Source organism: Acinetobacter lwoffii (assembly GCF_024129115.1).
GTDB lineage: Bacteria > Pseudomonadota > Gammaproteobacteria > Pseudomonadales > Moraxellaceae > Acinetobacter > Acinetobacter lwoffii_T.
Genome location: NZ_JAMXXO010000002.1, coordinates 86,445 through 112,905 on the forward strand (window position 1 = coordinate 86,445; position 26,461 = coordinate 112,905).

Here is a 26,461-nt window from a genome sequence, read left to right on the forward strand (position 1 = left end):
TTACAATTCAACCTGAAAAGTTTGTTCTGGTGCCGGGAAAGATCCATCTAAAACTGCAGCATGATACGCTTTAAAAGCATCCAGAATGGCTGTCGCACCCGATTGTTCTTGCATAAAATTACGTACAAATTTTGCAGTGTGGCCAAAGGTCAAACCGAGCATATCCTGAACCACCAGCACCTGGCCGTCTGTGGCTGCGCCCGCGCCAATGCCAATGACCGGAATCTGCGGAAACAGTTCTGTGATTTCCTGGCCAAGCTGTGCCGGTACGCACTCAAGTAGCAATAGTGCAGCTCCCGCCTCTACCACTGCCTTACAGTCCGCAATCAGCTGATCGGCCGCTTCACGAGTACGGGCTTGCAGCTTATAACCGCCAAAGACATGTACCGACTGCGGAGTAAGACCCAAATGCACACACACCGGAATACCGTTACGGGTCAGCACTTGCACGGTATCTGCCAGCCATGCACCACCTTCCATTTTCACCATTTGCGCGCCGGCCTGCATCACGGTTTTCGAGCTTTGTAAGGCATCAGTCAAGGTGGCATAGCTCATAAATGGCAAGTCAGTCATGATAAAGGCATGCTGGTTACCACGGCGTACCGCAGCAGTATGATAAGCCATATCTGCAACCGTGACCGGCAAAGTCGAATCACGCCCCTGAATTGACATTCCCAGAGAATCGCCAATTAAAATGCTGTCCACTTCGGCAATTTCCATGGCTTTGGCCATACTGGCATCATAGCAAGTCAGACATGAAAATTTGCGTCCATCTGCTTTAAAGCGTCTTAAATCACTCAGACTGACCATGAAAATGTTCCTCTATGCTTGAAAGTTCTGTCGAAACTACCATCACTTAAAAATTAAATATTTGCCCAGTTGCTGTCATCGAGTACCGCGAGGGTCGATTGTTTGACGATGTCCAGGTCTTTTAATCTATGTCCATGAACCTGCATTTCAGGATCAATATCCAGAAGTGGAATCAGGACAAAATCACGCTCTAATACTCCAACATGCGGCACAGTTAAGCGTTCATTTTGAATCTGCTCATTGCCGTAGATTAGTAAGTCTAGATCCAGTGTACGTTCGCCCCAATGCCGCAAACGTACCCGACCTGCGTCCTGCTCAAAGGCTTGCAAACGATCCAGCAAGCTTAAAGCAGCCAGATCGGTATTTAACTGCACCACTGCATTCAGATAGTTCGGCTGATCCTGTGGCCCCATCGGTGGACTTTGATACAGATGCGAAGTTTTCACCTGCCCCAAGGTCGCCAGTTTCTGTACAGCTTCTGCCAGAATCTGGCGTGAATCGCCCAGGTTACTGCCCAGGCCAATATATGTCACGATCATTGTGTTGGTCCAAATACCACTTGGCTCAGATCACGTTTTACCCGCTGACGTTTCATAATCGGATGATCTGCGCCAATTTCACCGCTGGCACTGGCTGCCACATGCGACAGAGGTTTCGCCTTGTCTTCAAACTTGGCTTTACGCACCCGACGATTGCGTGGTTCAGGTTCATTCACTAACGGCTCAATCTCGGCAAGATCTTGCTGTTGGGTCAGTTTCTGGTCCAGATGTTCTTCTTGACTCGCCTTGCGACGGCTCTTGGCACGCTGACGGTTATACTGGCTAATGGCCCGTTCTTTCTCGTCACCGCTCATTTGCTGGTAAGCATCCCACCAGCTGCCCATGCCTTGGGCAGTTGCATCGCCTGATTTTTCACGCAGCAGCAAAAAGTCAAAGCCGGCACGGAAACGCGCATGACTGGACAAGGCCTCAATTTGCTGTGGTTTTGGATTCAGCAAACGGGTCTGCATTTCCCAAACTTCACGAATAAAAGTTTCCGCAAAGCGTGGAATAATAGTGCGGGTTGCCTGACGTTTTAATACGTCGAGACCGGCTTGGGCACGGGCTTCGGCCGCTACCACACCTTTATTCAGATAGAATTCACAACGCTCGAGGAATGGCTGCCATAACAATACCGCATAGAAAAATGCCGGGTTGATGGTCTTGCCAATCAAAATACGCTGATCGGTATTTTTCGCAGCACGTTCCATAAACGGCGTAATTTCAGGCTTGATATCTGCAAATAACTGCTGCCAGATCCCGAAATCGATCAGCATGGGCAAGACACGATTCAGGTGTCCCATGGTGAACAGCTTCTGTGATTCATCATAAAGTCGATGTGGAGAAACATCACGCAGCAACTGGGTCATTTCCGGCGTAAAGACATCCAGAATCGCTTCATCAATATTAAAGTTCAGCTTGGCGGCAAAACGTAAGGTTCGCAGCATCCGCACCGGATCTTCTTCAAATCTTAAAGCCGGATCACCAAGTAAGCGTAAGGTTTTGCTGTGGATATCATCCACTGCATTACAGAAATCCAGCACAATACCTTTACGCGGCTGGTAGTACATTGCATTGATGGAAAAATCACGACGGGCAAAATCCTGCTCGATGCTGCCCCAATTGTTGTCACGCAGAATCATCCCCGCGGCCGAGGTCACTGCTTTTTTTGGTGGGGCACGGAAGGTTGCCACTTCAACCAGTTCCCGCCCTGAATAGACATGCGCCAGTTCGAAACGTCGTCCGATAATCCGACAACGTCGTCCGAAAACTTCCTTGACCTGAGCCGGGGTTGCATTGGTAACTGCATCGAAATCTTTAGGATTCAAACCTAACATCAGATCTCGAACACCACCACCCACGATATAAGCTTCATAGCCTGCCTTGTTTAAGGCATCAATCACATCGAGAATATAAGAAGGTAATTGAGCGGTTGATAAACCACATTTTGACGCGCGCAAAGTTTGCAAAAGACGCTGTCTCCTACGTCTGAACGTAAAATTCTAAGATGACGCTAATCATATCGCTTACACGACTAAAGGGCAATTTGATTATGTCAATCCTGCGAGTCAAATCAATCAGCTAGTCATGATCCATACTGTCGCCTTACAAGGCCAGTTTGGCCTTGTTTTTGGTAAATAATGCCGGCCCAATCCCTTTGACCAGCTGGATCTCTTCAATGCTTTTGAATTTACCGTTTTTTTGCCGATGCTCAATAATCGCCTCGGCCTTCTTTTGACCAATACCATTTAGCTGCTGTAATTGCTCCACTGTTGCATTATTCAAACTGATTTTATCAGCGGCAGAAGATGTCGATAATGTAGGCTTCGCCAGATAGTGATTGCTTTCTGATGAAGCCGTAGCGGCAGCTTTTTTCTTCAGGCGGGCGTCGTGTTGTTGTTGCTGGGTCTTCCATTCCATATAATCGGTCGCAGTCGCATGCGCAGTTCCGATAGAAATAAAGCCCAGCCAGCAACTCAGAAGAAAGTTAATCCACGTCGGACCGATTCGATAAGGTATTTTTTTCATGTGCTGCTCTTTGTTTTAATTCTAATTTAGCCTGTTCCCAGAGCTGATCAAGTTCAGCCAGTGACAGTTTTTCCAAGTCTAATTGTTGTAATTGTGCCTGATCTTCCATCAAGGCAAAGCGGGTCCGGAATTTATGGATCGTCCCCAATAATGCCATCTCGCTGGAAATGCCAAGTTTACGACCAACATTCACCAGAGAAAATAAGCAGTCGCCAAATTCTTCCTGTATTTCATCGGAATTTTCTTCAGCTAACGCTTCTTTTAATTCAGCCAGCTCTTCTTCCAGCTTGGCATAAGCACCCGCCATGTCCGGAAAATCAAAACCAATTTTGGCGACATTTTTTTGAATTTCATCGGCCTGTACCAAAGCCGGTGCATGTTTAATCTGATCCAGGCGTGAACGCGGCTTACCCTGCTTTTCTTGCTGTTTGATTTCTTTCCATAACTCAGACACATCTTCTGGGCTGAGCTGCGCAAACTGTTCCGCCTGAAATACATGCGGATGACGGCGAACCAGTTTATCGGTAATGGCCTGCACCACATCCTGAAAATCGAAAGCCCCCTGCTCGCTATACATTTGCGACTGGAACACCACCTGTAGCAGCAAATCACCTAGCTCATCGCGGACATCGTCGACTTTTCCAGAGCGGACTGCTGCTTCGACTTCATAAGCTTCCTCAATCGCATATTTGGTCAGAGATTCGGGGGTCTGCTGCTGATCCCATGGACATTTTTCACGTAATTCACGCATGACCTTGAGTAGTTGTTCCATATTCAAAAACCTCTTTTTTACCAAATAGTCGCGTCAATCTGCCAGTTTCTTGTTATGCTCAAAAAAAAGACAATAAGGAGATCAGGCGCATGCACAGTATATTGATTAGTGGTGCAGCACAAGGAATTGGTGCCGCGACGGCCACCCTATTTTACCAGCACGGCTACAAGGTGGGCATTTATGATGTTCAGGTGGAACAGGCAGAACAACTGGCCCAGCAACTGGGCGAACATGCCAAAGCCGGTTTTCTCGATGTAGCTGACTATGCTTCTTGGGAAACAGCTTTAGCCGAATTTTCAGCTTGGGCAGGTGAAATCAATATTCTGGTCAATAATGCCGGGATCCTATATTCAGGGCCTTTTGAAGATACTACTATTGATGCACATCACCGGACTCTGGATATTAATGTCAAAGGGGTCATGAACGGCTGTCATGCCGCTTTCCCTTATTTAAAAGAATCTTCATTTGCCCGCATCATTAATCTATCTTCCGCTTCGGCGATTTATGGCCAGGCCGATTTAAGCAGTTATTCCACCAGCAAGTTTGCAGTGCGTGGCCTGACTGAAAGTCTGGATATTGAATGGCAACCCTATGGGATTCGAGTCTTGGATGTTATGCCGCTTTTCGTCAGTACCGCCATGGTCAAAGATATGCAGGCAGAAAGCATCAAAAAGATGGGCGTGCATTTAAAAGCAGAAGATGTTGCACAAGATATTCTTAAACTGGCAGAACTCAAAGATTCCATCTGGCAAGCCACCCATCATCCTGTCGGATTCAAAAGCCAGTTTTTATTTCATTTATCGCGGATGAGTCCACAATTTGTGAATCGGCTGAGTAATCTGCTCATTTCCAGAAAATAAAAAATATTGGAATTCATTCTATTTAGACAGTTTGATGAAGCTGAATCACGGGAAATCTCAACCCTTTGCAGGAATGCTCACTTTGCCAGGCCACGGTGAGCATGCAGCCAGCAAGCGTATAATTTTGATAGGCATAGACGCCAATCTCTGGATGTTCGCAGCGCCCGCCATTTTGCTCAGGATGGATATTGGTATTGAGTTCATTGAGGTTGATCCGGATTCCCAAGCCTGATGCCTTTAACACGGCCTCTTTGGTGGTCCAGACCTTGAACCAGTATTCAGGGTCATAAGCCAGTGTTTGCCAAGTTTTGAGTTCTTCGGGATGAAAGGCATGTTGTGCCAAGGCTTCAAAACGGACTTTACGACTCAGTTCTTCAATATCAATTCCTAAGTTCTGAACTTGCTTGCTCGTTGCCAGAGCGTAGAAATTTTGACTATGACTATGATTAAAACTGAAATCCGGATAGTCATTTAAATAAGGCTTGCCAAAATTCGTCCGTACCACCTGTTGATCGCTAACTGGCAATTCAAAAGATTGGGATAAAAGCTGATTGCGCAAAAACGCCACTTCGCGTTTCCGTTCGGCAACCTGGGTTTTGCGGTCTGACAATTGATCATAAGTCAGATTAGAGAGTTGATGCAGATGTATTTGAATCAGCCGGGCCACGTGAATCCATTCAAAAAGACATAAACTAATGGGAGTGTAAAAGAATTTACACTTTTATTGGGAGAGAAATTCATTATTTTATCAAAACAAAAAGCCTGCTTTACGCAGGCTTTTTATCCGAAAAATTTAAACTATAGAATTAACGTTTAAATTTCTTCTCGGCTTTCTTGAACTTCTGTACATAACGACGTTTACGCGCAGCTGCACGCTCATCCACTTGAGACTTACGGCCTTCAAACGGGTTTTCAGAAGTTTTAAACTCGATTTTAATCGGTGTACCTTCAAGCTTGTACACTTTACGGAACACGTTTTCCAGGTAACGACGATAATCCGCAGGAGTTTTATCCACCTTGTTTCCGTGAATCACGATCGTTGGCGGATTTTGTCCACCCATGTGTGCATAACGCATTTTAATACGACGACCCTGAACCATAGGCGGTTGGTGGGCATCTGTCGCATCATTTAAAATCTGGGTGATTTTTGCTGGTGACACTTTCAAACGAGATGAATCATAAGCACGGTGAATCGATGGATAAAGATCGCCCACACCCGTTCCATGCAATGCAGAAATCAAATGTACTTTGGCCCATGGAATAAAATCGAAGCGACGCTCTACATCGAGCTTACATTGCTTACGATCATATTCAGTCATGTTATCCCATTTGTTGACTGCAATGACCATGGCACGACCCGCTTCAAGCGCATAGCCAATCAAATGCAAATCTTGCTCAACAATACCATCACGCGCATCAACCACAACAACAATTACGTTGGCATCTTTCATTGCCTGTAAAGTTTTAACAATCGAGAATTTCTCAATCATTTCATCAACTTTACCTTTACGGCGCACCCCTGCAGTATCAATCAGGGTGTATTGACGGCCATCACGCTCGAATGGAATATAAATCGAGTCACGTGTTGTACCCGGCTGGTCAAATGCCACCACACGCTCTTCACCGAGCAAACGGTTCACCAGCGTTGACTTACCGACGTTCGGACGACCAATAATCGCTAAACGCAGACCCGTGTTTTTGTCATGCTCTTCCGGATTTTCATCTTCCGGTACATCAGCAAGTACATCTTCCAGCATCTGCTGAACACCACGACCATGGCTGGCTGCCACTTGTAGCGGCTCGCCCATACCCAGTTTGTAGAATTCAACCAGGGCAGCTTCAGCATGTACGCCATCAACTTTGTTGGCAACCAGAAAGACTTTTTTGCCTAAAGTACGCAATTCACGGGCAATCTGTTCATCAGAAGCCAGCAGTCCGGCACGCGCATCAACCACAAAAATGATGATGTCAGCTTCATGAATGGCAGTTTTGGATTGCTCTGCCATATATGAATCAATACCACCTTCATTTTCACCAATACCGCCGGTATCGACCACAATAAAGGATTTATTTTGATAGGTAGCATCGCCATATTTACGGTCGCGTGTCAGACCTGCAAAGTCTGCCACCAATGCGTCACGGCTCTTGGTAATCTGGTTGAACAGCGTCGATTTTCCGACGTTCGGACGACCAATGAGCGCAATTACGGGTTTCATAGAGTAACCTTTATTTAATATCAGGCGTCAAAGTGGCCTGAACATCAGAAAGCATAGGAAGATATAAGGGGTAAATACCCTAAATAAAAACACGGGGCATTGATTTTTCAATCACCCCGCGTTCACAAAAATACGGTTGTGGCTAGTTTAGCATAAGGCTCGTTAAAATTAACGGTTCTGCCAAATGCTTAATGCGCCCTTGCGTGTAGAAACATAAAGCTGGTTGTCGATGACTCGTAAGCTACGCACTTCCCCAGAGGTTTTCGAACGACCAGTAATCTGTCCGGTACGCGGATCAATCAGGTGCAAGACACCATCCAGATCGCCGACTACAAGATCAGTACCTAGCATCACCGGATTACTTAACTTGCGATTCAGCAACTGGTCATTTTCCCAAAGCGGTTGACCCGAGGTAATTTCAAAGGCTTTGATTTTGCCATCGGTTTGCGCCACAAATACACCATTGCCCACAACTTCTGGACGCTGGATACTGCTGGCATCTTCACTCCAGACCACCTGTTGTGAAGCTAAATCCAGCACAGTCACCTGACCTTGATAACTGGTGGTCACCACAAACTGGCCTGCAACGACCGGTTCCCCGTCAATATCAACCAGACGCTGGATATCAGAACGCCCATCCGACACTGCGACACGACGCTGTAATTTTGGCACACCGCTTAAGGCATCCAGTGCATAGATATAAGCATTGGAAGATGCAATCAGTACATTACGAGCATCTAATGCAACAGGTGCAGCCATGCCACGCAGGCTGAATTGTACATTAGGTAAGTTATAAGTCCAAACTTGCGCACCCGTCGCAATTTCATGCGCATATACTGTGCCGTCATTGCTCACGCTAATGACACGACCAGCATGAATTAATGAAGGTGCCAGTAAAGCACCCGTCAATTGCGCAGTCCATTTTTGCTCGCCGGTTTGCTGATCCAGCGCAAACAGCTGACCTTTCTGGTTACCCACGACAACAAGACCTTCAGCAGCTTCAACACCAGAACTTAAATTGTCTTTGCTGACTTTTTTCTGCCACAGACGCTGTTTGCCTTTAAATGCAGACACTTCGCCTTTCGGATCAATTGCAAAGACCACACCATTATCTGCATCCAGACGTAAACGCAACGGATCAGCAGCATCTGTCGAAGCCACACTGGTGGAAAATACAGGGACCAGGGTTTTGGCTTGAGTCAGTTTTGGAAGTGGATTCGGTTTTACTTCTGGAACTTTATTGGTTTTACCCGCACAGCCAGCCAATGCAAGCGTTAAAACAGTCAAGGCACAGGTAATTTTGTATTTTCTATTCATTCAGCTTCTTCCGCTTGTGTTTCTATAATTGGGCGTTCGATTTCCGGATCATCGACCAATACGCCTACGCTTTCGAGCTTAATTTGTAAAATCTGACGTTCTTCTTTACGTTCAATCAAAGCATCCCATGCACTTTGATATACTTTTTTAGCATTTTCAATATCATTTTTGGCAACATAGATATCGCCACGTGCTTCATCGGCAGTTGCTTTAAATGCAGGCTCAGTAACCGCTTCTAAAGTTTTCAATGCAGCATCATATTTTTTCTGTGCCAGTTGTGCATAAGCCAGACGAAGTTTGACGACCTGAACCAGACCTTTATCGTCTACTTTCGAGTTTTCAACTTTCTGTAGCGCTTTCTCGGCCGCAGCATAATCTTCTTTTTCATAAGCCAATTTCGCCATCATCAGCTGGGTCTGAATCGCCTGTGCTGAATCAGGTGCTTCCTTGACAATCTTGTCCGCTGCTTCAGACAACTTGGCAAAACCATCACCTTTCGATGCCTGTGCATCATCCATCAACTGCTGAACCTTGGCAGTGTGCATTTGCGACTCTGCCAGGTTTTTCTTCTGCCAATATTCCCATCCAAAAAAGGCAATCAGCGCAATTAAAATCCCGGTAATCATCGAAGAACCATATTTCTTCGTAAAGGATTTTAAGCTTTCAAACTGTTCATCACCACTCATTGCGCTCATGAGATTACCCTTTTCCTAATGTTTTATCGATTATTTTGAAGAAATTTTAGTACTAAAAAATGCAACGAAGTCCGTAAATGGTACATTCGATTGCTCTGCGGTTGCCAGCTCTTTCACAGTAAACGCCTGAGCTTCCAGTTCACGCTCACCCAAAATCGCCGCATAAAAAGCACCGGCTTGATCGGCCTTTTTCATTTGCGATTTCATTGAACCTTGTGAGCCTACTTTCAGTCGAACCTGACTGCCTGCTGCTTCAAGCTGATCACGAATCTGCTCCGCAATGACCAAAGCTTTACCTTGAGAAGCGGGCTCAGCCACCAAGAATACTTCACAATCACGTGTCGGGGTATTGTCTTCAACCTGTTCCAGCAGAAGCAATAAACGCTCGATACCCATCGCAAAACCAACCGCAGGGACAGACTGATCTGCTTTTCCTTTGAGTTGACCCACTAGACCGTCATAACGGCCACCGGCACAAACTGTACCTTGTGAACCCAAATGGGTTGTGGTCCATTCAAAAACAGTTTTGTTGTAATAGTCCAGACCGCGTACCAGTTTTTGATTGATCACGAAGCTCACGCCTGCATCAGTCAAATACTGCTGTAACTGGGCAAAATGCGCCAGCGTTTCTTCACCCATAAAATCATGAAGTTTCGGTGCATTTTCCAGGATGTTTTGTGTCTTGGCATCTTTAGAATCCAGAATACGCAGTGGATTCGTGGTCAGACGGCGCTGAGAATCTTCATCCAGATCAGCTTTATGCGACTCTAAAAACTCAACCAGCGCCGCACGATAGGCTGCACGCTCATCCGACTCACCGAGTGTATTTAACTCAAGCTGAACCTTGTCTGCCACACCCATACGTTTCCACAGACGTGCTGTCATCAGGATCAGTTCTGCATCCATGTCCGGAGTCGCCACACCAAAAGTTTCTACACCAAACTGGTGGAACTGACGGTAACGGCCTTTTTGCGGTTTTTCATAACGGAACATGGGTCCGATATACCAAACACGAGGCGTCGCACCACGCAGCAGGTTATGCTCCAGCATGGCACGTACACAACCTGCCGTTCCTTCAGGACGTAGTGTCAAAGACTCAGGTGGATTACCCTTGTCGAGGAAGGTATACATCTCTTTTTCAACGATATCGGTTGCATCACCGATCGAACGTTTAAACAAATTAGTCTGTTCTACGATAGGCAAACGAATTTGTTGATAGCCATAGGCATCCATCAAACCGGATAGATGCTGTTCAAGACGTCTCCAAGCTGGGGTTTGCGTTGGGAGAATGTCATTAAAACCTTTGATTGCGACGATTGAACTCATGATCTACTCAGGAAAACTTGTACGAATAATTTCTTTAGATTTAGCTTCTTCAAGCTCGGTAACACGTTGACGAACCATGGTTTCGATTTCATCAACCAATTGATTCGTGTCAATTAAATGGCTCTTTTCACCATTACGGTATACTAGTGAACGTGGTGCTGCACCTACAACACCAATATCCGCTTCTTTGGCTTCGCCCGGCCCATTCACCTTACACCCGATCACGGACACATCCATTGGAGTACGAATATCTTCTAAACGCTCTTCAAGTTGCTGCATCACCGAAATCACATTAAATTCCTGACGTGAACAGCTTGGGCAGGCAATGAAGTTAATCCCGTTGGAGCGCAGACCCAGCGATTTCAGAATATCAAAACCAATTTTAATTTCTTCTTCAGGCTCGGCAGCTAAGGAAATACGCATGGTATCCCCGATGCCTTCCATCAGCAGGCCACCCAAAGCGATCGCAGATTTAACCGAACCGGTACGGTAAATACCTGCTTCTGTGACACCCAGATGGAGCGGATTATCAATTTGCTGTGACAGCAAACGATACGCATCCATGGTCAGAAACACATTCGATGCTTTGACTGAAATTTTAAATTCCTGGAAATCCAGACGGTCTAGAATATCGATATGACGCATTGCAGATTCAAGCAGTGCTTGACCAGTCGGCTCGCCATATTTCTTTTGAATATCTTTTTCCAGGGAGCCGGCATTGACACCGATCCGCATGGAAATGTCGTTATGACGTGCTGCGGCCACAACTTCACGAATTTTCGCTTCAGAACCGATATTGCCCGGGTTAATCCGCAGACAATCTGCACCCAAATCCGCAACTGCCAAAGCAATTTTATAATCGAAGTGAATATCGGCGACCAAAGGTACATTGACCTGCTTGCGAATTTCACCAAATGCCGCCGCGGCTTCCATGGTAGGTACAGAAACCCGCATGATGTCTGCACCGGCATCTACACAGCGCTGAATCTGTGCAACCGTAGCTGCTACATCACAGGTTTCAGTATTAGTCATCGACTGGATACTGATTGGTGCATCACCACCCACATAAACTGAACCCACACGAATTTTACGTGTTGGACGACGTTTAATTGGATTTACGATCATCGTTCTGCTCTACTCTTGATCTGTTAAGGTGATAAACGGAATTCTGCTTTTCCGTTCACAGTGTAGGGTGACAATGAAATATTTTCATTATTTAAACTGAGTGATACAGCCGATGCATCATCCAGACGAATCTGGAATGGGGCTTCACCATTCAGCTGCAAGCTCGATGCCTGACGGCCAGTTGCCAGAACATTACCCGCCGAGTCGACAATATGCACCGAAGTCGGACGGTTAAAATCAAGTTTCAGCTGATCACCGGAAAGTGCGGCACCTGTATCCAGATTCAGAATCTCGACATTAGAAGCGCCTACTCCAGAGACTTCACTGCTATTTTGTGAATTACTACTTGACCAGTTCTGAATCATGGCAAACAGTGCACCCAAAATCAGCAGCAATACCAGCGTAATAAAAATGCGCTTTAACCACTTACGATTGCGGTCCCGCTTAGACCCTGGCAATTTCCCCATAATTTTAATAGGAGAATTGTTCAGGGCATGGTTCGGCAGCAGCCCGGTATCATTGGTATAAATTTCATCAAAACGCTGAATAATACTAGACGCATCTACACCCAGAAATTTGGCATAAGTCCGGTAATAACCTTTGATAAAGGTTGCTTCAGGTAAAGACTTATATTCGTCCTGTTCCAGTGCAGTCAGGGTTTTGACCGGGATGTTCAGCTCTTTCGCTACATCTTCCAGATTGCGCTGCTGATTGATACGAATCTGGCGCAAGTACTCGCCCGGACGTTGAATATTTCCTAACGCATTTGGAGCTACGCTCGAATGATTCGATGGTGAATTAGGATTTACTTCCATACGGCCTCAGTACTGTACTGTAATTGCAAATAACGTTGGTATTCCTGGCTTTCAGGAAAAAGTGCACGTAACTGGTTGACCAATACCTGCATACCCAACTGATCACCCCCGGCACGCGCAGTGCGAATGCCGACCCAGAGCGCACGGGCACCCTGATTTTTCTGTCCCACACCACGCACAAACTGTTGATACATTTGTGTCGCCGCCGGGAACTGCTGGTTCAAATAAAATATTTCTGCCAACTCTAACATTGAAATATAAGAATCGCGATTGGCTTGCAGCGCCTGTTTGAATGATTTTTCAGCATTTGCTGTATCACCCAGTTTCAGGTAAATCCGCCCCATATTTTCCAATGCACGGAATCGCTGATCATAACCCAACGTGGCACCAGCAATTTGAAACTGCTCGATCGCATCATTATAGCGTTCAAGCTGATATAAATAAGTGCCGTAATTATTTCGCGCCTGTGCATTTTTCGGATCTGCCGAAATCGCACGCTTGAAATAATGATCTGCTTTTTCGAGATTAAGCTTGCTACCTTCCTGCTGCAATAGCACGCCCATCATCATATTCGCTTGAGAATCACGCGGACTGCTTTCAAGTGCCTGATCCAGCGCACGTTTAGCTGCATCCAGGTCACCTGTTCTCAAATATTCTACCGCCAATTGGGTACGGACTTTGGTGGCCTTTTCAGGGTCTTTCTGACCCAGATCTGGCGTCTGACACGCGACTAAAACCAAAGACACACATACTGTTGAAATCAAAGCAAACTTAGATGTTAGATTTCTCAACTGGCGACCTCTTATTATCCTTGTGAGCGCATGATCTCATTCGATTGCGCAATTTTCTTTTTCCACTGTTCCGCACGACGGGTGCGGTCAGCAACTTGTCCGACTAACTGTCCGCACGCGGCATCAATGTCATCACCGCGTGTCTGACGAATCGTACACACAAAACCGGCATCAGACAAAGTTTTTTGGAAAGAAATAATCCGGTTGCGGCTTGAGCGGCCATATGGCGCATGCGGGAACGGATTAAAAGGAATCAAATTAATCTTGCTTGGCAAATTCTTCAATAGCTTAATCATTTGCTGAGCATGTTCAGGATGGTCATTCACGCCATCTAACATCACATATTCAATCGTCACATGTTTACGTGAACTTTCATTCCCGTCTTTGGCAATGTAACGCTGACATGCAGCAATCAGCTGCTCAAGCGGATATTTTTTATTGATCGGCACCAGCTCGTTACGCAGTTCATCATTTGGCGCATGCAATGAAATAGCTAGCGCCACGTCAATATCTTTGACCATCTGATCGATTTTCGGCACTACACCAGAAGTCGATAAAGTCACACGACGTTTTGACATGCCGTATGCAAAGTCATCCAGCATAATGCGCATTGAATTCAATACTGCATCGTAGTTGAGCAATGGCTCGCCCATGCCCATCATCACCACGTTCGTGACTGAACGTTCACGCTCAAGTACAGGCACGTCTTCCATATAGGAATAGTTCGCCATCCAGAGCTGACCGATAATTTCTGCCTGGGTCAAATCGCGCTGAAAACCCTGTTTACCTGTCGAACAGAATGAACAGTCCAGTGCACAGCCCACTTGAGAAGAAATACATAAGGTACGGCGTAAACCACTACGATGTTGTGCCGGAATCAGTACCGTTTCGACGAGGGAACCTTCACCGTCGCCAACACGGAATACCCATTTACGAGTTCCATCTTTGGAATAGTTTTTATGCACCACTTCCGGTGCTTTAATTTCACAAATTTTTTCCAGTTTTTCACGCAGCTTCCCTGAAATATTGGTCATTTCAGCAAAATCAGTCACAAAAAATTGGTGAATCCATTTCATCACCTGCCCGGCACGAAACTTCTTCTCACCCATGTCCTCAAAGAATTTTTCCATTTGCGGACGTGACATGCCAAGTAAATTCACTTTCTCGACAGTATTTGCCTGTGCTGGAGCGGATGGAGTGTGTTGCTGTGGCTCAGAAACTGCTGATACAGCGACTGCTTCAGTACTCATGTGTATTACCTAAACCATGTCTAAAGATGAAAGGAGAAGCTCAATATGTGAGCAAAGAATTATTCAGAGAATAAAAAAACCAGATAAGTATAATAACACTTATCTGGCTTGAATACTGCGAATTAACGAGTACGTGGAGCAATCTCAGTTTGAGCGAAGAAGTAGTTAACTTCACGATCAGCAGATGCTACAGAGTCAGAACCGTGAGCAGCGTTTTCATCGATGCTTACAGCGAAATCTGCACGGATAGTACCAGGAGCAGCTTCTTTAGGATTCGTCGCACCAAGGATGTCACGGTGAGCAAGAACAGCGTTTTCGCCTTCAAGAACTGAAACAACAACTGGACCAGAAGTCATAAATGCAACTAGGTCAGCAAAGAAACCACGTTCTTTGTGCTCAGCATAGAAGCCTTCAGCTTCAGCTTGAGTCAAATGTTTCATTTTAGTTGCAACAATTTGAAGACCAGCTTTCTCGAAACGAGCAAAGATGTCGCCGATGTGGTTTTTAGCAACTGCGTCTGGTTTAACGATAGATAAAGTACGTTCGATAGCCATGATAGGCTCCTTAAGTCAATTGTTGACATGAAAATTTGGCGCATTATACCGAGATAATGCGCATTTTTCTGCTTTTCATCTGTAAAAAAATGCTTTTTTAAGATGAGGCCTTAGCGTGCCTCGTCAATCCATGCCATTTGAATGGCTTCAAGCAAACCTTCAGTCGACTTGGTTGGATCATCTTCAAACTCAGGCAAAGCACACACCCAGGCATGTAAATCAGTAAAACGAATCCACTGCGGGTCCACATCTGGATGCGCTTCATAGAGTTCAATCGCGATATCGAGCGTGTCAGTCCAACGTAAACCCATCTCTATTTCTCACCATAATTGCTTTGATGCTGTACTTTAACAAATCTGTGAAAATCTGCGAGCCTTTGCTCCGGCTTTCACTTATTTTTACAGCACAATATTCAGATAAGGCGCGGTCAGGACAATGGCAATTGCCATCATGCCACCCAGAATTGCGCCAACTGCCACATCACTTGGATAATGCAATCCCAGCACCATTCGGGACACTGCGACCAGAACCGTAAAAGGCAACATCAGCATCAGTAATAAAGGTGCGACATAACCTAAAACGGTGGTTGCCATCACGGCATGCAAGGTATGCCCGGAAGGAAAACTGAAATGATCCAGTGGATGCTCACCCAAACGGATCACTTGATGTACCTGATAAGGACGTGGTCGTACAGTTTTGATTTTAAGCACCTTGTAAATCATAGTACCTATAGTACTTCCCAAAATCAGATAAACAATCTGCACGGTATAGATCAAGCCTTGCATGATCCAAACCAGTATCAGCATGAAATACCAAAATGCACCATTTCCTAAGCGGCTAATCATTTTAAAAAAAGTGGCAATACGGACTGAATGCGAAAAATGATTCAGATAAACACAGCCTTTCAAATCGATTTCTAAAAATTTAATCTTTACATTCTGGAGTTTCACACTGGTGCTCCTTTCTTGTTTTATATCCTGTATTCCTGATGCTGTACCAGTGAATACAGTGCCTGTTCAAATTGCCGGACCGGATATTGCCAGCCTACTTTTTCGGCTTTTTTACGTGCTTGCGCACCCATCTGCTGCAATTTTTGCTGATCAGGCAATCCGAGCATCTGCTGGATCAACCCCTGCTGATGTCCAAGTCTACTCAACCATCCCGTTTCACCATGCTGCACATGCAAGTTTGCACAAGCATAATCATAAGCAATCACTGGCAAGCCACTGGCCATCGCTTCCAATACCACATTTCCAAAGGTTTCAACCTGACTGGCAAAACAGAAGACATCTGCACTGGCATACGCCGCTGACAGTTTTTCTCCTGTCAAGCTACCGGTAAAAACAATACTGCCATCCTGATTCAGTTGTTGCAGTCGAGTGCGATCCGGCCCATCTCCAACCACCACCAAACGTATATCTTGCTGACGAACTTGGCGCAGCACAAAATAGGTTTTGATCAGCACGTCAATTTCCTTTTCAGGAGAAAGCCGTCCGACATACAACATCACCCGGGTCTCGTTTGAAACTCCCCAAGCATAGCGCAAATCTGGTGATCGCCACTTTGGTGAAAATGTATCTGGATCGACGCCTCTGCCCACAACTGCCAAGGGACAAGTCACACCAAACTGATTTAAGGCTTGAGCCGTGCCTCGACTCGGAACACAGGTCAAATCAGTATTATTATGAAACCACTTTAAATAGCCTTGAATTGGCTTCAGTAAAAAAGCCAAATCAAAAAACCGACTAAATTCCTGAAATGATGAGTGGAAACCGCTAGAGACTGGAATTTTATGGAATTTTGCAAGCTGTTGAGCTACCAGACCCAAAGGGCCTTCGGTCACAATGTGAATAATATCAGGTGTAAAAATTTCAACAGCTTGATGGATTTTTAGAAATTGCGGTCTACCAAACTGCAAATTGCTATATTTAGGAAGGCAATGCGCTTTAACCAGACATTCACTATGTGGTTTAAAATCGTTACAGGCTTGTCGTTGTTCTGGACGTATTAATAAAATCTTATGTCCCTGTTTTTGCAATCCTTTACAAAGTTGCAATAAAGCATGGGCAACACCATTGATTTCAGGAGGCCAGGTTTCGGTAACGATGGCAATTTTTAAACGGGACCGTGTCAGATCTTCTAGGACTATTTTGTCATGAATGGTCTGTTTACGTTGTTCTTTTAAATCAAACTGGATTTTGTGAATAACAGGTCTTTGCTCTAATAATTCTGAGATGGAAATTTGTTGCATCTCGCACCTATTCGCTTATATTTTTCACCCAGTATAGAAAGATCTCATGACTATTTGATGAATCATGAAGCTTAAATACAACTCCACAACAATGCTTACCACTTCTCCATTCGACTTAAAAGTAAGTGAATATCTGCTTGTTTAACAGATATTCACTTACTACACACTCCCCTTCAATACTTTCAAATATTTTCAATTATTTATTATCATTATAGGCTTTTTGATATTTAAAATTTTATTTTTAAAAATCGATATCGACTGAGATCTGGTCCTGATAGTCTCCTGCAGGCACACCACTATAAGGATTATCAACTAGTTGAACAGAAATAATATATTTTTGTCTTTTTCCAGAATTTTGATCAAGTTTTACCCCCCATAGATTACTGTTAGCCCCACTTAAATTTAATTTGGTTCGTAATTTATAAGGACCATTCGATACATAACTTGTACCATCCGGATTTATCAAGTTTTGGCTACTGAATAAGATAGAGTAACCTTTATCACAAGAAACATTAAAAGAGGTTGCAGCTTGGCTACGTTGATAACTTGCCAGACGCAATTCTGAATCAGTAAATCCATCAATAGAACAATACTGAGCTGCCGCGATTCCACTCATTAGTAAGGTAGTTATAAATATGAAGAGTTTTTTCATTTTTTTGTACTCCTATCTGCATATTGCTTCTAGCATTTGTTTATCTAAGTTCTGGAATTGATTTTCATTAAGTGTGAACTGAACTTGGCACTGTTGGCCTCCTTGAGTCTGGACTTTGAGGCTATATGAACCGGCTTTGAAGAGGTATAAATAAACCATTCCCTGACTATCCACAAAAAAAGGTTCTGCAGTTATGCCTTCTACAACCACTTCAGAGCCTGGTGATAAATTATTTTGTTTAATATCTTTGAGTCTAAGGGCTATACGCTTAGTTTTGTGAACAGGAAAATTTAACCGATATCCTCGCTGTTCAAGTCCAATTATTTTTTTTGAAGATTGTTCGAAAGTTTCATCTAAGCCTAACTGATTATGATCAAAAGAAATATCATAATGAATATAAGGAATCAGATTATGAACGAACATATAACCATTTTTATTGGTACTCCCCACCAGTCCAGCCGAACGGTAAATATCTAAGTCTGGGTGCTGATCCACGTGCACAAGTGCAAACGCATTATCTGCATATTTAGTCAGCGCTACTTTACTCCCTAGCCAGACTAAAGCACCATCAAAACTAAGCTGTGAATTGCGACGATCCTCATATTCATCATGAGAAAGCTGCAAATTGCCAACACTGGTTTTCCATAAACCATAAGCATTGTAATGAAGTTCATCATCAGCTTGGTTTACGCCTATTACATAATCGAAACCATTTTGGGTTGAGGTGGTTCGACTAAAACTTAAAGCTGTTTCATTATCGGCCGTATCATGGTCTAGGGAAATTCGTTTATTTGCTCCCCAATTATAATAAAGAGCAATATTAAATCCTTGATCATCCTCATCACTATAGTCCTTATAAAAACCAAAATTAGTATATAAATTATTTGTTAAAGCCTTAGATGCTCTAATATCAAAAAATTTACGGTCTTCGCTTAATAATCCATTATTATTGTAGTAAGATTGATATATATAATTAAAACCCAAATTATCAATAAATTTTAGATTAGAAAAATTAAAATAGAACATCCCCGAATATTTTAGATTAGATTCATATAAATTATTTCCCAGATATTCGTATTCTTCAGAGAAATACTTACCATTTAATCCTACAGACCAATTTCTTAAATTTCGAGTCAGACTAATTTTAGCAGCATAACCTTGATCTCCATCTTTAATTTGACTAGCTGAAAAAGCACTATCAATTAAAAAATATTTACTTATACCTTGCGTCCACAATAAATCAAGATTACTAACATCCTGGTTATATAAAAGATCGACACCTAAAGTAGTAAAAGAGTTAATACCACGACGGAAATAAAACTTAGAAAAAAAGTCACGGTAATCATCATCTACAGAATCATAATTATAACGCAGCTTACCGAATGAGATATTATATTCATTTAGTTTTGGTTTAAGTAATCGACTATTAATAAAAACAGGAAAACTTCTTACAGTACGATTACCTAAAATATCTTCAACTACTATTTGAGCATTCCCAGCTTGACTTAAAACACCTCCAGCTGGAAGGTTATAATATCCCGGAGCAACTGAGTCCCTATAAAGTCTTACACCATTAATGAATAAGTCTACAGTTGAAGGTAGGCTTGCACTTCCTGTTAAGTTAGGAGTGTTCCAGTAGATAAAATCTGGTCGATCTGTATAATTTGTTCCAAAACTTAATCCTCCGAAACGAAAAGAACTATTTAATGAATTATAAGTACTTGTAGTATCTCCTATAGTTAATCTTAAATACTTTTCTGGAAATTCAATATCTAGAGTGCTATTTACTCTTAACAAATTTTCTTCAAACTCATCAGGCTCTTTTCGATATAAAAAAGCATTTTTAAATAACCAATAATCTTTAAATATGCCAAATTCTGAAAACGTATTAAAATCTTGGTCTTCATCATCTCTATTATAAAATAAATTATAATTAACAAAACCTCCAAAGTTTGCTTTTTCAGGAATTTCTATTTGCAGATCATAGTCAGTTCCCACAAAATAATCGACAGGGAAAAATATTTTTATTGCTTGCAAACTATAATCATCTTCGACTTTAATTCCCGGTTGAGTAATAAGACAAAAATCCTTCTTAATTGTATGCCGAGGTGTTTTCTCTACACGAATTCCAATATTTTCCAAAGCCTTACATTCAACAAATCTCTTATCCCCCTCAAAAAAAGTTACTGTTTCCGTGTTATAATCTAAGCCATTCACCCAAATATTAACGATAAGTATTTCTGGGTTTTCTGGCTTTGTTATTCCTTGAATTATTTCTGCATTGATATTTGACAATCCCATCCCACATACAATCATAAGAAGGACTTTTGTGGATCTCATAGTATTATCCTTTTACTTTTTATTATTTAATAACTATACTTTAATAGGAAATTCAAGATATTCTGCTTGGTCCTCTAATTTTATTTTAAGCTTCAACTTCCCATTTACATTAATATCACCCAGATCAACCACAACCTTTTTACCACTTAAAATATATTGAACTATATTTTTTTTAACTATTTCTTTATTATTCTGATCTAAAACAATTATTTCTATAAGCTTTGCATGAGAATCAGCCACATTATTAATGTTTAAATAAGATGTATTACTCGTTTTTTGAATATTTACATCCAGCTTAGGAGATACTTGTTTACCAGCAAATAATGGTAAAGAAAAATTAAATAGAAAAGTTAAGTTAGATTTATCTACAACAGGCGTAATTTCTTCAAAAATAATTCGCCATGCTTGTTCTTTTTTTAAGTTTGCTGGGGATTGACTAAAACCCATCCGAACCAATTGTTTACTCTCTGGTTTTAATTCAAAAATTTTTGGGTTAAATAACAATGTATCATCCTTTACTAGAATATCTTCCCCTTTATCATTTTGTTCCCACTTAAATGCATTAATTTCATATATTTTGGAAGTAGATATCCCCGTACTTTCAATATTTACAGTTGTACTTTTCTGCCTTTTGAAATCATCTATATTCATCTGGACAGGTGTAAATTTTATTCCTGCTGATGCATAAAAACCACAAAGAAATAATATAAAAAAGCTTAAAATCTTCCCATTCATAACAAAATCCCATATTTTAGCTTAATATTTTTATTAAAAAATAATATTAAAATAGGAGATGTATTAAACATCTCCTACTATTAAGTCATTTATAATTTTTAGAATGCTACTGCAAAAGTATATACGTTACTATAGTCACCGGCACGTGCATCACGATAATCACTACCCGCTACAGTAGCAGTAACATCAAATGTAGCTGAAGTAGTTTCCAATAGATCTCCAGTTGAATAACTTGCACCATTTGCCAAAGTTGCGACTGTTACTGGAACAGAACCTCCAGCACCATTTAATTGTGTAGGTGCTACATAATTCACTCTAAAGAATGAATTGGTATCTACACTAAATGATGTTGAATCCGTCCATACTTCACCACCGCCTGCTGTAGAACGAGCAAGGTTTAATACGGTATCACCCATATCTACATCACAATGTTTATCGACTTTCAAATTAATTTTAATTTTCCCATCACATTTATCCCCACATCCATGCTTTCCTGGCTTATGTGGTTTTGTTGGTTTGGGACCTGGCTTGCCTGCAATTTCTGCATCTGCATAAACTAATGTTGAACCACAGCCAAAGCTCATCACTAATGCTGCCAATGCTGCTTGAGTCATTTTTTTCATGTCTTTCTCCATTTCTTTTTTTAAAGAAGATGTCTATCTATTAGTTTTACGCTTATATTAAAGTTCTCTTTATTATGAGCACTTAAGTTATAAGCGCTGAGGCAATTCTATTATCATTATTTAAAAAAAAATCAAAAATGTTATTATTCACAATATATTTTTTTTGTTTCAAATAAGATTTTTTTTAATTTTTTTATTTATATAATAAATACTTATATAAAATCACATAACATTACAAATCCGAACATCTTAGAGTTCTCTCTATTCTTATCATTTTTTACTAAAAAAATAAAAACATTAAGTTACTGATTAAAATAAAATTATTAAAATCTATTTTATTAAAACAATAATTTTCACAAAGTCTTACAATTTCCTTATCAGTGCATAAAAAAATGTGATTTATTCCGTTTTTTTTCGTTATTTTTACTACATAGGGATAATTATATTCAATTTTGACCATTAAATTTTTTCTAAATAAAATATTTAAAACAATGGCTTGTATATTTTTAAATAAAAATAAATATTTAAAAACTTATTTTGCAATTTTATTAAAAAATTATTCACATTATTTCCTTAGTAAAATTAAATATAGTTATTAATTTAAATATAACCGAATAAATAACTTTATTATTCAAATAAGCTTTATAAATACTTAATTAACAAATAAATTATTTCATTTCAACTATTTAGTTCAGTTTAAATTTTAAATTTTTAAAAATTAAAGACTTAAAATAATTTAGATATTTTCACTTGAATTTTTCACAAAGATTATTAGTAGAATTTAGGCTTAATAACTCTTTATATAGAAATCATATTTAATAAATAAGAAATCCTTCTTCTGATAAACTATTTATTCATTATTAATATTTTTAAATTAAAAAAATCAACTTGATTCTTGATTAGAATTATTCTGCTTGAATACATGCTACAAAAAAAGAGGAAAAAACTGCTTTCCTGTTTTTTTTGCAAGGCACGTAACTTTAGTTCTTTTCCTTATTTACAGTTTTGTTCACTTGAATCTAAGATACGAAAAAAATGGAAGCAGTGCTTCCATTTTTGAGCCACGTAAACATAGAAATAAAAAACCCACTCAAATTAAGTGGGTTTTCGCATTCAAATCAATTGATTCGAGAAATTAGTTTTTCTCTTTATCTACGATTTTGTTCGCTTGAATCCAAGGCATCATCGCACGTAACTTGTTACCAGTAACTTCGATACCATGAGCAGCATTTTGACGACGACGGGCAGTCATAGATGGGTAGTTCAACGCACCTTCTTGAATAAACATCTTCGCGTATTCGCCAGATTGAATACGTTTAAGCGCATTACGCATTGCTTCACGAGACTGTTCGTTGATTACTTCAGTACCCGTTACATATTCGCCGTATTCAGCGTTGTTTGACACTGAGTAGTTCATGTCCGCGATACCGCCTTCGAACATTAAGTCAACGATCAATTTAAGTTCGTGTAGACATTCGAAATACGCCATTTCTGGTGCATAACCAGCTTCAACCAGAGTTTCGAAGCCCATTTTAACCAATTCAACAGCACCACCACAAAGAACTGCTTGCTCACCGAAAAGGTCAGTTTCAGTTTCTTCACGGAATGAAGTTTCGATGATACCTGTACGGCCGCCACCTACGCCTGAAGCGTAAGAAAGAGCAACGTTACGCGCATTACCAGAAGCATCTTGGTGAATCGCGATAAGGTCAGGAACACCTGAACCACGTTGGTATTCAGAACGTACGGTGTGACCAGGAGCTTTAGGTGCAACCATGATTACGTCTAAGTCAGCACGTGGAACAACTTGGTTATAAAGAATCGAGAAACCATGAGCAAATGCTAAAGTAGCGCCTTGCTTGATGTTTGGCTCAATTACGTCACGGTAAAGTTGAGATTGGAACTCATCTGGAGTCAAAATCATCACTACGTCAGCTTGTGCTACAGCAGCAGGAACTTCAGCAACTTTAAGACCTGAATTTTCAGCTTTCTTCCAAGAAGCAGAGTTCGCACGTAAACCTACAGTTACGTCAACACCAGAATCTTTCAGGTTAAGCGCATGCGCGTGGCCTTGTGAACCGTAACCAATGATCGCTACTTTCTTAGATTGGATGATAGATAAGTCACAGTCTTTATCGTAAAAAATTTGCATTGCTGTCTCCGCTTAAATGCTTGTTTGTCCGTTAAATCAGGCAATGACCCTTAAATTTACATTGCCTGATACCCTCTTCTTATTCAGATGAGGAAATACTTAAAATTTAGATGGTGAGTACTTTTTCGCCGCGTGCGATACCTGATACACCTGAACGAACCACTTCTAAAATCGTGTGTTCTGCAAGTGCATCAATAAACGCATCCACTTTTTCAGTGGTACCCGCGATTTGAATGGTATAGGTCGTTGGTGTTACATCGACAATCTGACCACGGAAAATATCTGCCGTACGTTTGATTTCGTCACGCGATGAACCCAATGCTTTGACTTTAATCAGCATCAATTCACGCTCAATATGTGCACCTTCAGACAGGTCAACCACTTTCACCACTTCAACCAGCTTGTTAAGCTGTTTGGTAATTTGCTCAATCTTGTGATCATCACCATAAGTGGTCAATGTCAAACGTGAAAGTGTTGGATCTTCAGTCGGGGCAACGTTCAATGTTTCGATGTTGTAGCCACGCTGTGAGAACAAACCCACTAAACGAGAAAGCGCGCCTGATTCGTTTTCTACGAGTACAGAGATAATATGTCTCATTTCGTGCGCTCCCCTTTAGCCAACCACATATCCTGCATCGATTGACCCGCAATCAACATCGGATAAACGTGTTCGGTACGATCTACCATAACGTTAATAAATACGCACTTGTCGTTAATTGCCATCGCTTCTGCAAGCTTAGACTCTAGCTCATCGGCATGATTAATCTGAATGCCAACATGACCATAAGCTTCCATCAGTTTGGCAAAGTCAGGTAATGAATCTACATAAGAACTTGAATGACGTCCTTCATAGTTCATATCTTGCCACTGCTTCACCATCCCTAAAGACTGGTTATTCAGGCACAGGATTTTTACATTCAGGCCATATTGCTTACAGGTCGACAGTTCCTGGATACACATCTGAATCGATGCTTCACCGGTGATACACACCACTTGCTGTTCCGGGTATGCAAGCTTCGCAGCCATTGCATACGGCAAGCCTACACCCATGGTGCCTAGACCACCTGAGTTGATCCATTGACGTGGACGTTTGTATTTGTAATACATCGCACCAAACATCTGATGCTGACCGACATCAGAAGTAATGATCGCTTCGCCATTGGTCACTTTATCCAATGCCTGAACCACTTGTTGTGGCTTCATCACGCCATCAACACCCGCTTCAAAACGACCGCCATGAACCTTGCGCCATTCATTGATCTGTTTCCACCATGCCGCAATCGCTTCAGGATTTGGCTTAGAAACATTAAGCTGTTTCAACTGGTTCAACATCTCATTCAGTACAGGCTCTACAGCACCGACAATTGGAATGTGCGCCATAATGGTTTTTGAGATTGTCGCTGGGTCGATATCTATATGAATGACTTTAGCATTTGGACAGAATTTTGCAGGATTGTTGGTCACACGGTCATCGAAACGCGCACCCACACACAGAATTACATCTGCATTGTGCATGGTCATGTTAGCTTCATAAGTACCGTGCATACCCAACATACCGATGAACTGTTCATCATCACCCGGGAATGCGCCAAGACCCATCAAGGTATTGGTCACTGGATAACCCAATAGATGCGCAAGCTCTGTCAATTGTGCTGAAGCATTGCCTTGAACCACACCACCGCCTGAGTAAATAACTGGGCGTTTAGCATGGATCAGTTCTTCAATCGCTTTACGAATTTGACCTGAGTGACCACGGAACGGTGGCTGATACGAACGCATCTTCACTTTTTCTGGGTATTCGTAAGCAAATTTCTCTGCAGGATTGGTCGCATCCTTTGGAATATCAATCACTACAGGACCTGGACGACCTGAAGACGCAATATAGAAGGCTTTCTTGATAATCGCAGGAATTTCGCTGGCATGACGCACCTGGAAGCTATGTTTCACGATAGGACGTGAAATACCGACCATATCGGTTTCCTGAAATGCATCTTCACCAATCAGATGACTCGCAACCTGACCTGACAAAATCACCATCGGGATTGAGTCCATATAGGCCGTTGCAATTGGGGTCACCGTGTTGGTTGCGCCCGGACCTGAAGTCACCAGCACAACACCGGTCTTGCCTGTCACGCGTGAGTAAGCATCGGCCATATGACCGGCAGCCTGTTCGTGACGTACGAGATAATGATTGATTTTGTCTTGTTGAAATAGCGCATCATAAATATGAAGAACTGCGCCGCCTGGGTATCCAAAAACATGTTCAACGCCTTCGTCCGCTAATGCGCGAACAAGCATTTCACCACCAGATAGAAGTTCCAACGTGATTCACCCTAATATTATTCACTGCACAAATGGGAGGCATTTGCAGTGTTTCATTTGTTAACTGTCTGCACTGTTATAGCACACAAACTTCATAGTTTTCATAGCAATAGGAAAAAAATCTGATCTCTTTGCTGTTCGAGCAATACAAGACCTAAAACATGTTGGGATAAACATATTTTGCTTAGCTTTGTTCAATTTCTCGGCTAGAGAAATCGCCCACTGCATGAAATGACACTTAGTCGAAGGGTGATCGATCTAAGGCATATAAAACTATTGCAGCATTCT

General features: G+C 42.0%; 26 protein-coding genes. 1 reads left to right on the forward strand and 25 read right to left on the reverse strand.

What is annotated here, in order from left to right; translation table 11 throughout:
- The 5 genes from panB to mazG form a co-directional block, all read right to left on the reverse strand.
- Positions 1-810 (reverse strand): 3-methyl-2-oxobutanoate hydroxymethyltransferase, encoded by an 810-nt coding sequence (panB, locus tag NI470_RS02975; protein WP_071850421.1) that lies wholly within the window; start codon positions 808-810, stop codon positions 1-3.
- Between the two features lie 53 nt (positions 811-863).
- Positions 864-1,349, reverse strand: coding sequence for a 2-amino-4-hydroxy-6-hydroxymethyldihydropteridine diphosphokinase (gene folK, locus NI470_RS02980; RefSeq protein ID WP_071850422.1), 486 nt, complete (start codon positions 1,347-1,349; stop codon positions 864-866).
- Positions 1,346-2,818, reverse strand: coding sequence for a polynucleotide adenylyltransferase PcnB (gene pcnB, locus NI470_RS02985; RefSeq protein WP_253147692.1), 1,473 nt, complete (start codon positions 2,816-2,818; stop codon positions 1,346-1,348). Before pcnB ends, folK begins: the two co-directional genes overlap by 4 nt.
- 136 nt (positions 2,819-2,954) lie before the next feature.
- On the reverse strand, positions 2,955-3,377 hold the full coding sequence (locus NI470_RS02990) for a ComEA family DNA-binding protein (protein WP_253147693.1): 423 nt from the start codon (positions 3,375-3,377) through the stop codon (positions 2,955-2,957).
- Positions 3,337-4,149 (reverse strand): nucleoside triphosphate pyrophosphohydrolase, encoded by an 813-nt coding sequence (mazG, locus tag NI470_RS02995; RefSeq protein ID WP_253147694.1) that lies wholly within the window; start codon positions 4,147-4,149, stop codon positions 3,337-3,339. Before mazG ends, NI470_RS02990 begins: the two co-directional genes overlap by 41 nt.
- Before the next feature lie 89 nt (positions 4,150-4,238).
- On the opposite strand from mazG, the gene NI470_RS03000 reads away from it, so the two are divergent.
- Positions 4,239-5,009, forward strand: coding sequence for an SDR family oxidoreductase (locus NI470_RS03000; RefSeq protein ID WP_253147695.1), 771 nt, complete (start codon positions 4,239-4,241; stop codon positions 5,007-5,009).
- Between the two features lie 22 nt (positions 5,010-5,031).
- Here the strand turns inward: NI470_RS03000 and NI470_RS03005 are convergent, their stop codons facing one another.
- The 20 genes from NI470_RS03005 to NI470_RS03100 form a co-directional block, all read right to left on the reverse strand.
- Positions 5,032-5,676 (reverse strand): 4'-phosphopantetheinyl transferase family protein, encoded by a 645-nt coding sequence (locus NI470_RS03005; RefSeq protein ID WP_085064515.1) that lies wholly within the window; start codon positions 5,674-5,676, stop codon positions 5,032-5,034.
- Positions 5,677-5,815: 139 nt separating this feature from the next.
- Entirely contained in the window at positions 5,816-7,225 is a 1,410-nt protein-coding gene (gene der / locus NI470_RS03010; RefSeq protein WP_004278348.1) for a ribosome biogenesis GTPase Der, read from the reverse strand.
- A gap of 168 nt (positions 7,226-7,393) precedes the next feature.
- Positions 7,394-8,542, reverse strand: coding sequence for an outer membrane protein assembly factor BamB (bamB, locus tag NI470_RS03015; protein WP_004733039.1), 1,149 nt, complete (start codon positions 8,540-8,542; stop codon positions 7,394-7,396).
- The gene (locus NI470_RS03020; RefSeq protein WP_180087087.1) at positions 8,539-9,237 is read right to left on the reverse strand and encodes a YfgM family protein; all 699 of its coding nucleotides are present in this window, start codon (positions 9,235-9,237) and stop codon (positions 8,539-8,541) included. The genes bamB and NI470_RS03020 overlap by 4 nt, the downstream gene beginning before the upstream one ends.
- Positions 9,238-9,267: 30 nt before the next feature.
- The gene (gene hisS, locus NI470_RS03025) at positions 9,268-10,563 is read right to left on the reverse strand and encodes a histidine--tRNA ligase (protein ID WP_180087088.1); all 1,296 of its coding nucleotides are present in this window, start codon (positions 10,561-10,563) and stop codon (positions 9,268-9,270) included.
- 3 nt (positions 10,564-10,566) lie between these two features.
- A complete protein-coding gene (gene ispG / locus NI470_RS03030; RefSeq protein WP_004278355.1) occupies positions 10,567-11,688 on the reverse strand; it encodes a flavodoxin-dependent (E)-4-hydroxy-3-methylbut-2-enyl-diphosphate synthase in 1,122 nt (373 codons plus the stop codon).
- A gap of 23 nt (positions 11,689-11,711) precedes the next feature.
- Positions 11,712-12,503, reverse strand: coding sequence for a helix-turn-helix domain-containing protein (locus tag NI470_RS03035; RefSeq protein WP_004647463.1), 792 nt, complete (start codon positions 12,501-12,503; stop codon positions 11,712-11,714).
- Complete coding sequence (gene pilW, locus NI470_RS03040) at positions 12,494-13,294, reverse strand: type IV pilus biogenesis/stability protein PilW (protein WP_005103248.1); 801 nt, start codon at positions 13,292-13,294, stop codon at positions 12,494-12,496. Before pilW ends, NI470_RS03035 begins: the two co-directional genes overlap by 10 nt.
- Before the next feature lie 14 nt (positions 13,295-13,308).
- Positions 13,309-14,544, reverse strand: coding sequence for a dual-specificity RNA methyltransferase RlmN (gene rlmN / locus NI470_RS03045; protein WP_253147696.1), 1,236 nt, complete (start codon positions 14,542-14,544; stop codon positions 13,309-13,311).
- A gap of 122 nt (positions 14,545-14,666) precedes the next feature.
- Entirely contained in the window at positions 14,667-15,098 is a 432-nt protein-coding gene (gene ndk / locus NI470_RS03050) for a nucleoside-diphosphate kinase (protein ID WP_004647460.1), read from the reverse strand.
- Positions 15,099-15,208: 110 nt separating this feature from the next.
- On the reverse strand, positions 15,209-15,409 hold the full coding sequence (gene iscX, locus NI470_RS03055) for a Fe-S cluster assembly protein IscX (RefSeq protein ID WP_004278360.1): 201 nt from the start codon (positions 15,407-15,409) through the stop codon (positions 15,209-15,211).
- An 87-nt stretch (positions 15,410-15,496) separates the two neighbouring features.
- On the reverse strand, positions 15,497-16,048 hold the full coding sequence (locus NI470_RS03060; protein ID WP_004278361.1) for a phosphatase PAP2 family protein: 552 nt from the start codon (positions 16,046-16,048) through the stop codon (positions 15,497-15,499).
- Positions 16,049-16,068: 20 nt separating this feature from the next.
- Complete coding sequence (locus NI470_RS03065; RefSeq protein ID WP_253147697.1) at positions 16,069-17,349, reverse strand: glycosyltransferase family 4 protein; 1,281 nt, start codon at positions 17,347-17,349, stop codon at positions 16,069-16,071.
- Between the two features lie 241 nt (positions 17,350-17,590).
- The gene (locus tag NI470_RS03070) at positions 17,591-18,001 is read right to left on the reverse strand and encodes a hypothetical protein (protein ID WP_005103244.1); all 411 of its coding nucleotides are present in this window, start codon (positions 17,999-18,001) and stop codon (positions 17,591-17,593) included.
- A gap of 12 nt (positions 18,002-18,013) precedes the next feature.
- The gene (locus NI470_RS03075) at positions 18,014-20,341 is read right to left on the reverse strand and encodes a fimbria/pilus outer membrane usher protein (RefSeq protein ID WP_253147698.1); all 2,328 of its coding nucleotides are present in this window, start codon (positions 20,339-20,341) and stop codon (positions 18,014-18,016) included.
- Between the two features lie 33 nt (positions 20,342-20,374).
- Positions 20,375-21,076 (reverse strand): fimbrial biogenesis chaperone, encoded by a 702-nt coding sequence (locus tag NI470_RS03080; RefSeq protein WP_004733055.1) that lies wholly within the window; start codon positions 21,074-21,076, stop codon positions 20,375-20,377.
- A gap of 98 nt (positions 21,077-21,174) precedes the next feature.
- A complete protein-coding gene (locus NI470_RS03085) occupies positions 21,175-21,699 on the reverse strand; it encodes a hypothetical protein (RefSeq protein WP_005103231.1) in 525 nt (174 codons plus the stop codon).
- A 1,135-nt stretch (positions 21,700-22,834) separates the two neighbouring features.
- Positions 22,835-23,851 (reverse strand): ketol-acid reductoisomerase, encoded by a 1,017-nt coding sequence (gene ilvC, locus NI470_RS03090; protein WP_004278368.1) that lies wholly within the window; start codon positions 23,849-23,851, stop codon positions 22,835-22,837.
- Positions 23,852-23,957: 106 nt separating this feature from the next.
- On the reverse strand, positions 23,958-24,449 hold the full coding sequence (gene ilvN / locus NI470_RS03095; protein WP_004278369.1) for an acetolactate synthase small subunit: 492 nt from the start codon (positions 24,447-24,449) through the stop codon (positions 23,958-23,960).
- Complete coding sequence (locus tag NI470_RS03100) at positions 24,446-26,173, reverse strand: acetolactate synthase 3 large subunit (RefSeq protein ID WP_191112067.1); 1,728 nt, start codon at positions 26,171-26,173, stop codon at positions 24,446-24,448. Before NI470_RS03100 ends, ilvN begins: the two co-directional genes overlap by 4 nt.
- Positions 26,174-26,461 lie beyond the last annotated feature (288 nt).

Excerpts from the sequence above, each read along its gene's own strand:
- NI470_RS03065 (WP_253147697.1), bottom strand. The coding sequence starts at position 17,349 with ATGCAACAAATTTCCATCTCAGAATTATTAGAGCAAAGACCTGTTATT.
- NI470_RS03085 (WP_005103231.1), bottom strand. The coding sequence starts at position 21,699 with ATGAAAAAAATGACTCAAGCAGCATTGGCAGCATTAGTGATGAGCTTT.
- panB (WP_071850421.1), bottom strand. The coding sequence starts at position 810 with ATGGTCAGTCTGAGTGATTTAAGACGCTTTAAAGCAGATGGACGCAAA.
- ilvC (WP_004278368.1), bottom strand. The coding sequence starts at position 23,851 with ATGCAAATTTTTTACGATAAAGACTGTGACTTATCTATCATCCAATCT.
- folK (WP_071850422.1), bottom strand. The coding sequence starts at position 1,349 with ATGATCGTGACATATATTGGCCTGGGCAGTAACCTGGGCGATTCACGC.
- ispG (WP_004278355.1), bottom strand. The coding sequence starts at position 11,688 with ATGATCGTAAATCCAATTAAACGTCGTCCAACACGTAAAATTCGTGTG.
- iscX (WP_004278360.1), bottom strand. The coding sequence starts at position 15,409 with ATGGGTTTACGTTGGACTGACACGCTCGATATCGCGATTGAACTCTAT.
- NI470_RS03000 (WP_253147695.1), top strand. The coding sequence starts at position 4,239 with ATGCACAGTATATTGATTAGTGGTGCAGCACAAGGAATTGGTGCCGCG.
- der (WP_004278348.1), bottom strand. The coding sequence starts at position 7,225 with ATGAAACCCGTAATTGCGCTCATTGGTCGTCCGAACGTCGGAAAATCG.
- ilvN (WP_004278369.1), bottom strand. The coding sequence starts at position 24,449 with ATGAGACATATTATCTCTGTACTCGTAGAAAACGAATCAGGCGCGCTT.
- NI470_RS03070 (WP_005103244.1), bottom strand. The coding sequence starts at position 18,001 with ATGAAAAAACTCTTCATATTTATAACTACCTTACTAATGAGTGGAATC.
- NI470_RS03035 (WP_004647463.1), bottom strand. The coding sequence starts at position 12,503 with ATGGAAGTAAATCCTAATTCACCATCGAATCATTCGAGCGTAGCTCCA.
- NI470_RS02990 (WP_253147693.1), bottom strand. The coding sequence starts at position 3,377 with ATGAAAAAAATACCTTATCGAATCGGTCCGACGTGGATTAACTTTCTT.
- mazG (WP_253147694.1), bottom strand. The coding sequence starts at position 4,149 with ATGGAACAACTACTCAAGGTCATGCGTGAATTACGTGAAAAATGTCCA.
- rlmN (WP_253147696.1), bottom strand. The coding sequence starts at position 14,544 with ATGAGTACTGAAGCAGTCGCTGTATCAGCAGTTTCTGAGCCACAGCAA.
- NI470_RS03080 (WP_004733055.1), bottom strand. The coding sequence starts at position 21,076 with ATGAATGGGAAGATTTTAAGCTTTTTTATATTATTTCTTTGTGGTTTT.
- ndk (WP_004647460.1), bottom strand. The coding sequence starts at position 15,098 with ATGGCTATCGAACGTACTTTATCTATCGTTAAACCAGACGCAGTTGCT.
- NI470_RS03075 (WP_253147698.1), bottom strand. The coding sequence starts at position 20,341 with ATGAGATCCACAAAAGTCCTTCTTATGATTGTATGTGGGATGGGATTG.
- bamB (WP_004733039.1), bottom strand. The coding sequence starts at position 8,542 with ATGAATAGAAAATACAAAATTACCTGTGCCTTGACTGTTTTAACGCTT.
- NI470_RS03020 (WP_180087087.1), bottom strand. The coding sequence starts at position 9,237 with ATGAGCGCAATGAGTGGTGATGAACAGTTTGAAAGCTTAAAATCCTTT.
- hisS (WP_180087088.1), bottom strand. The coding sequence starts at position 10,563 with ATGAGTTCAATCGTCGCAATCAAAGGTTTTAATGACATTCTCCCAACG.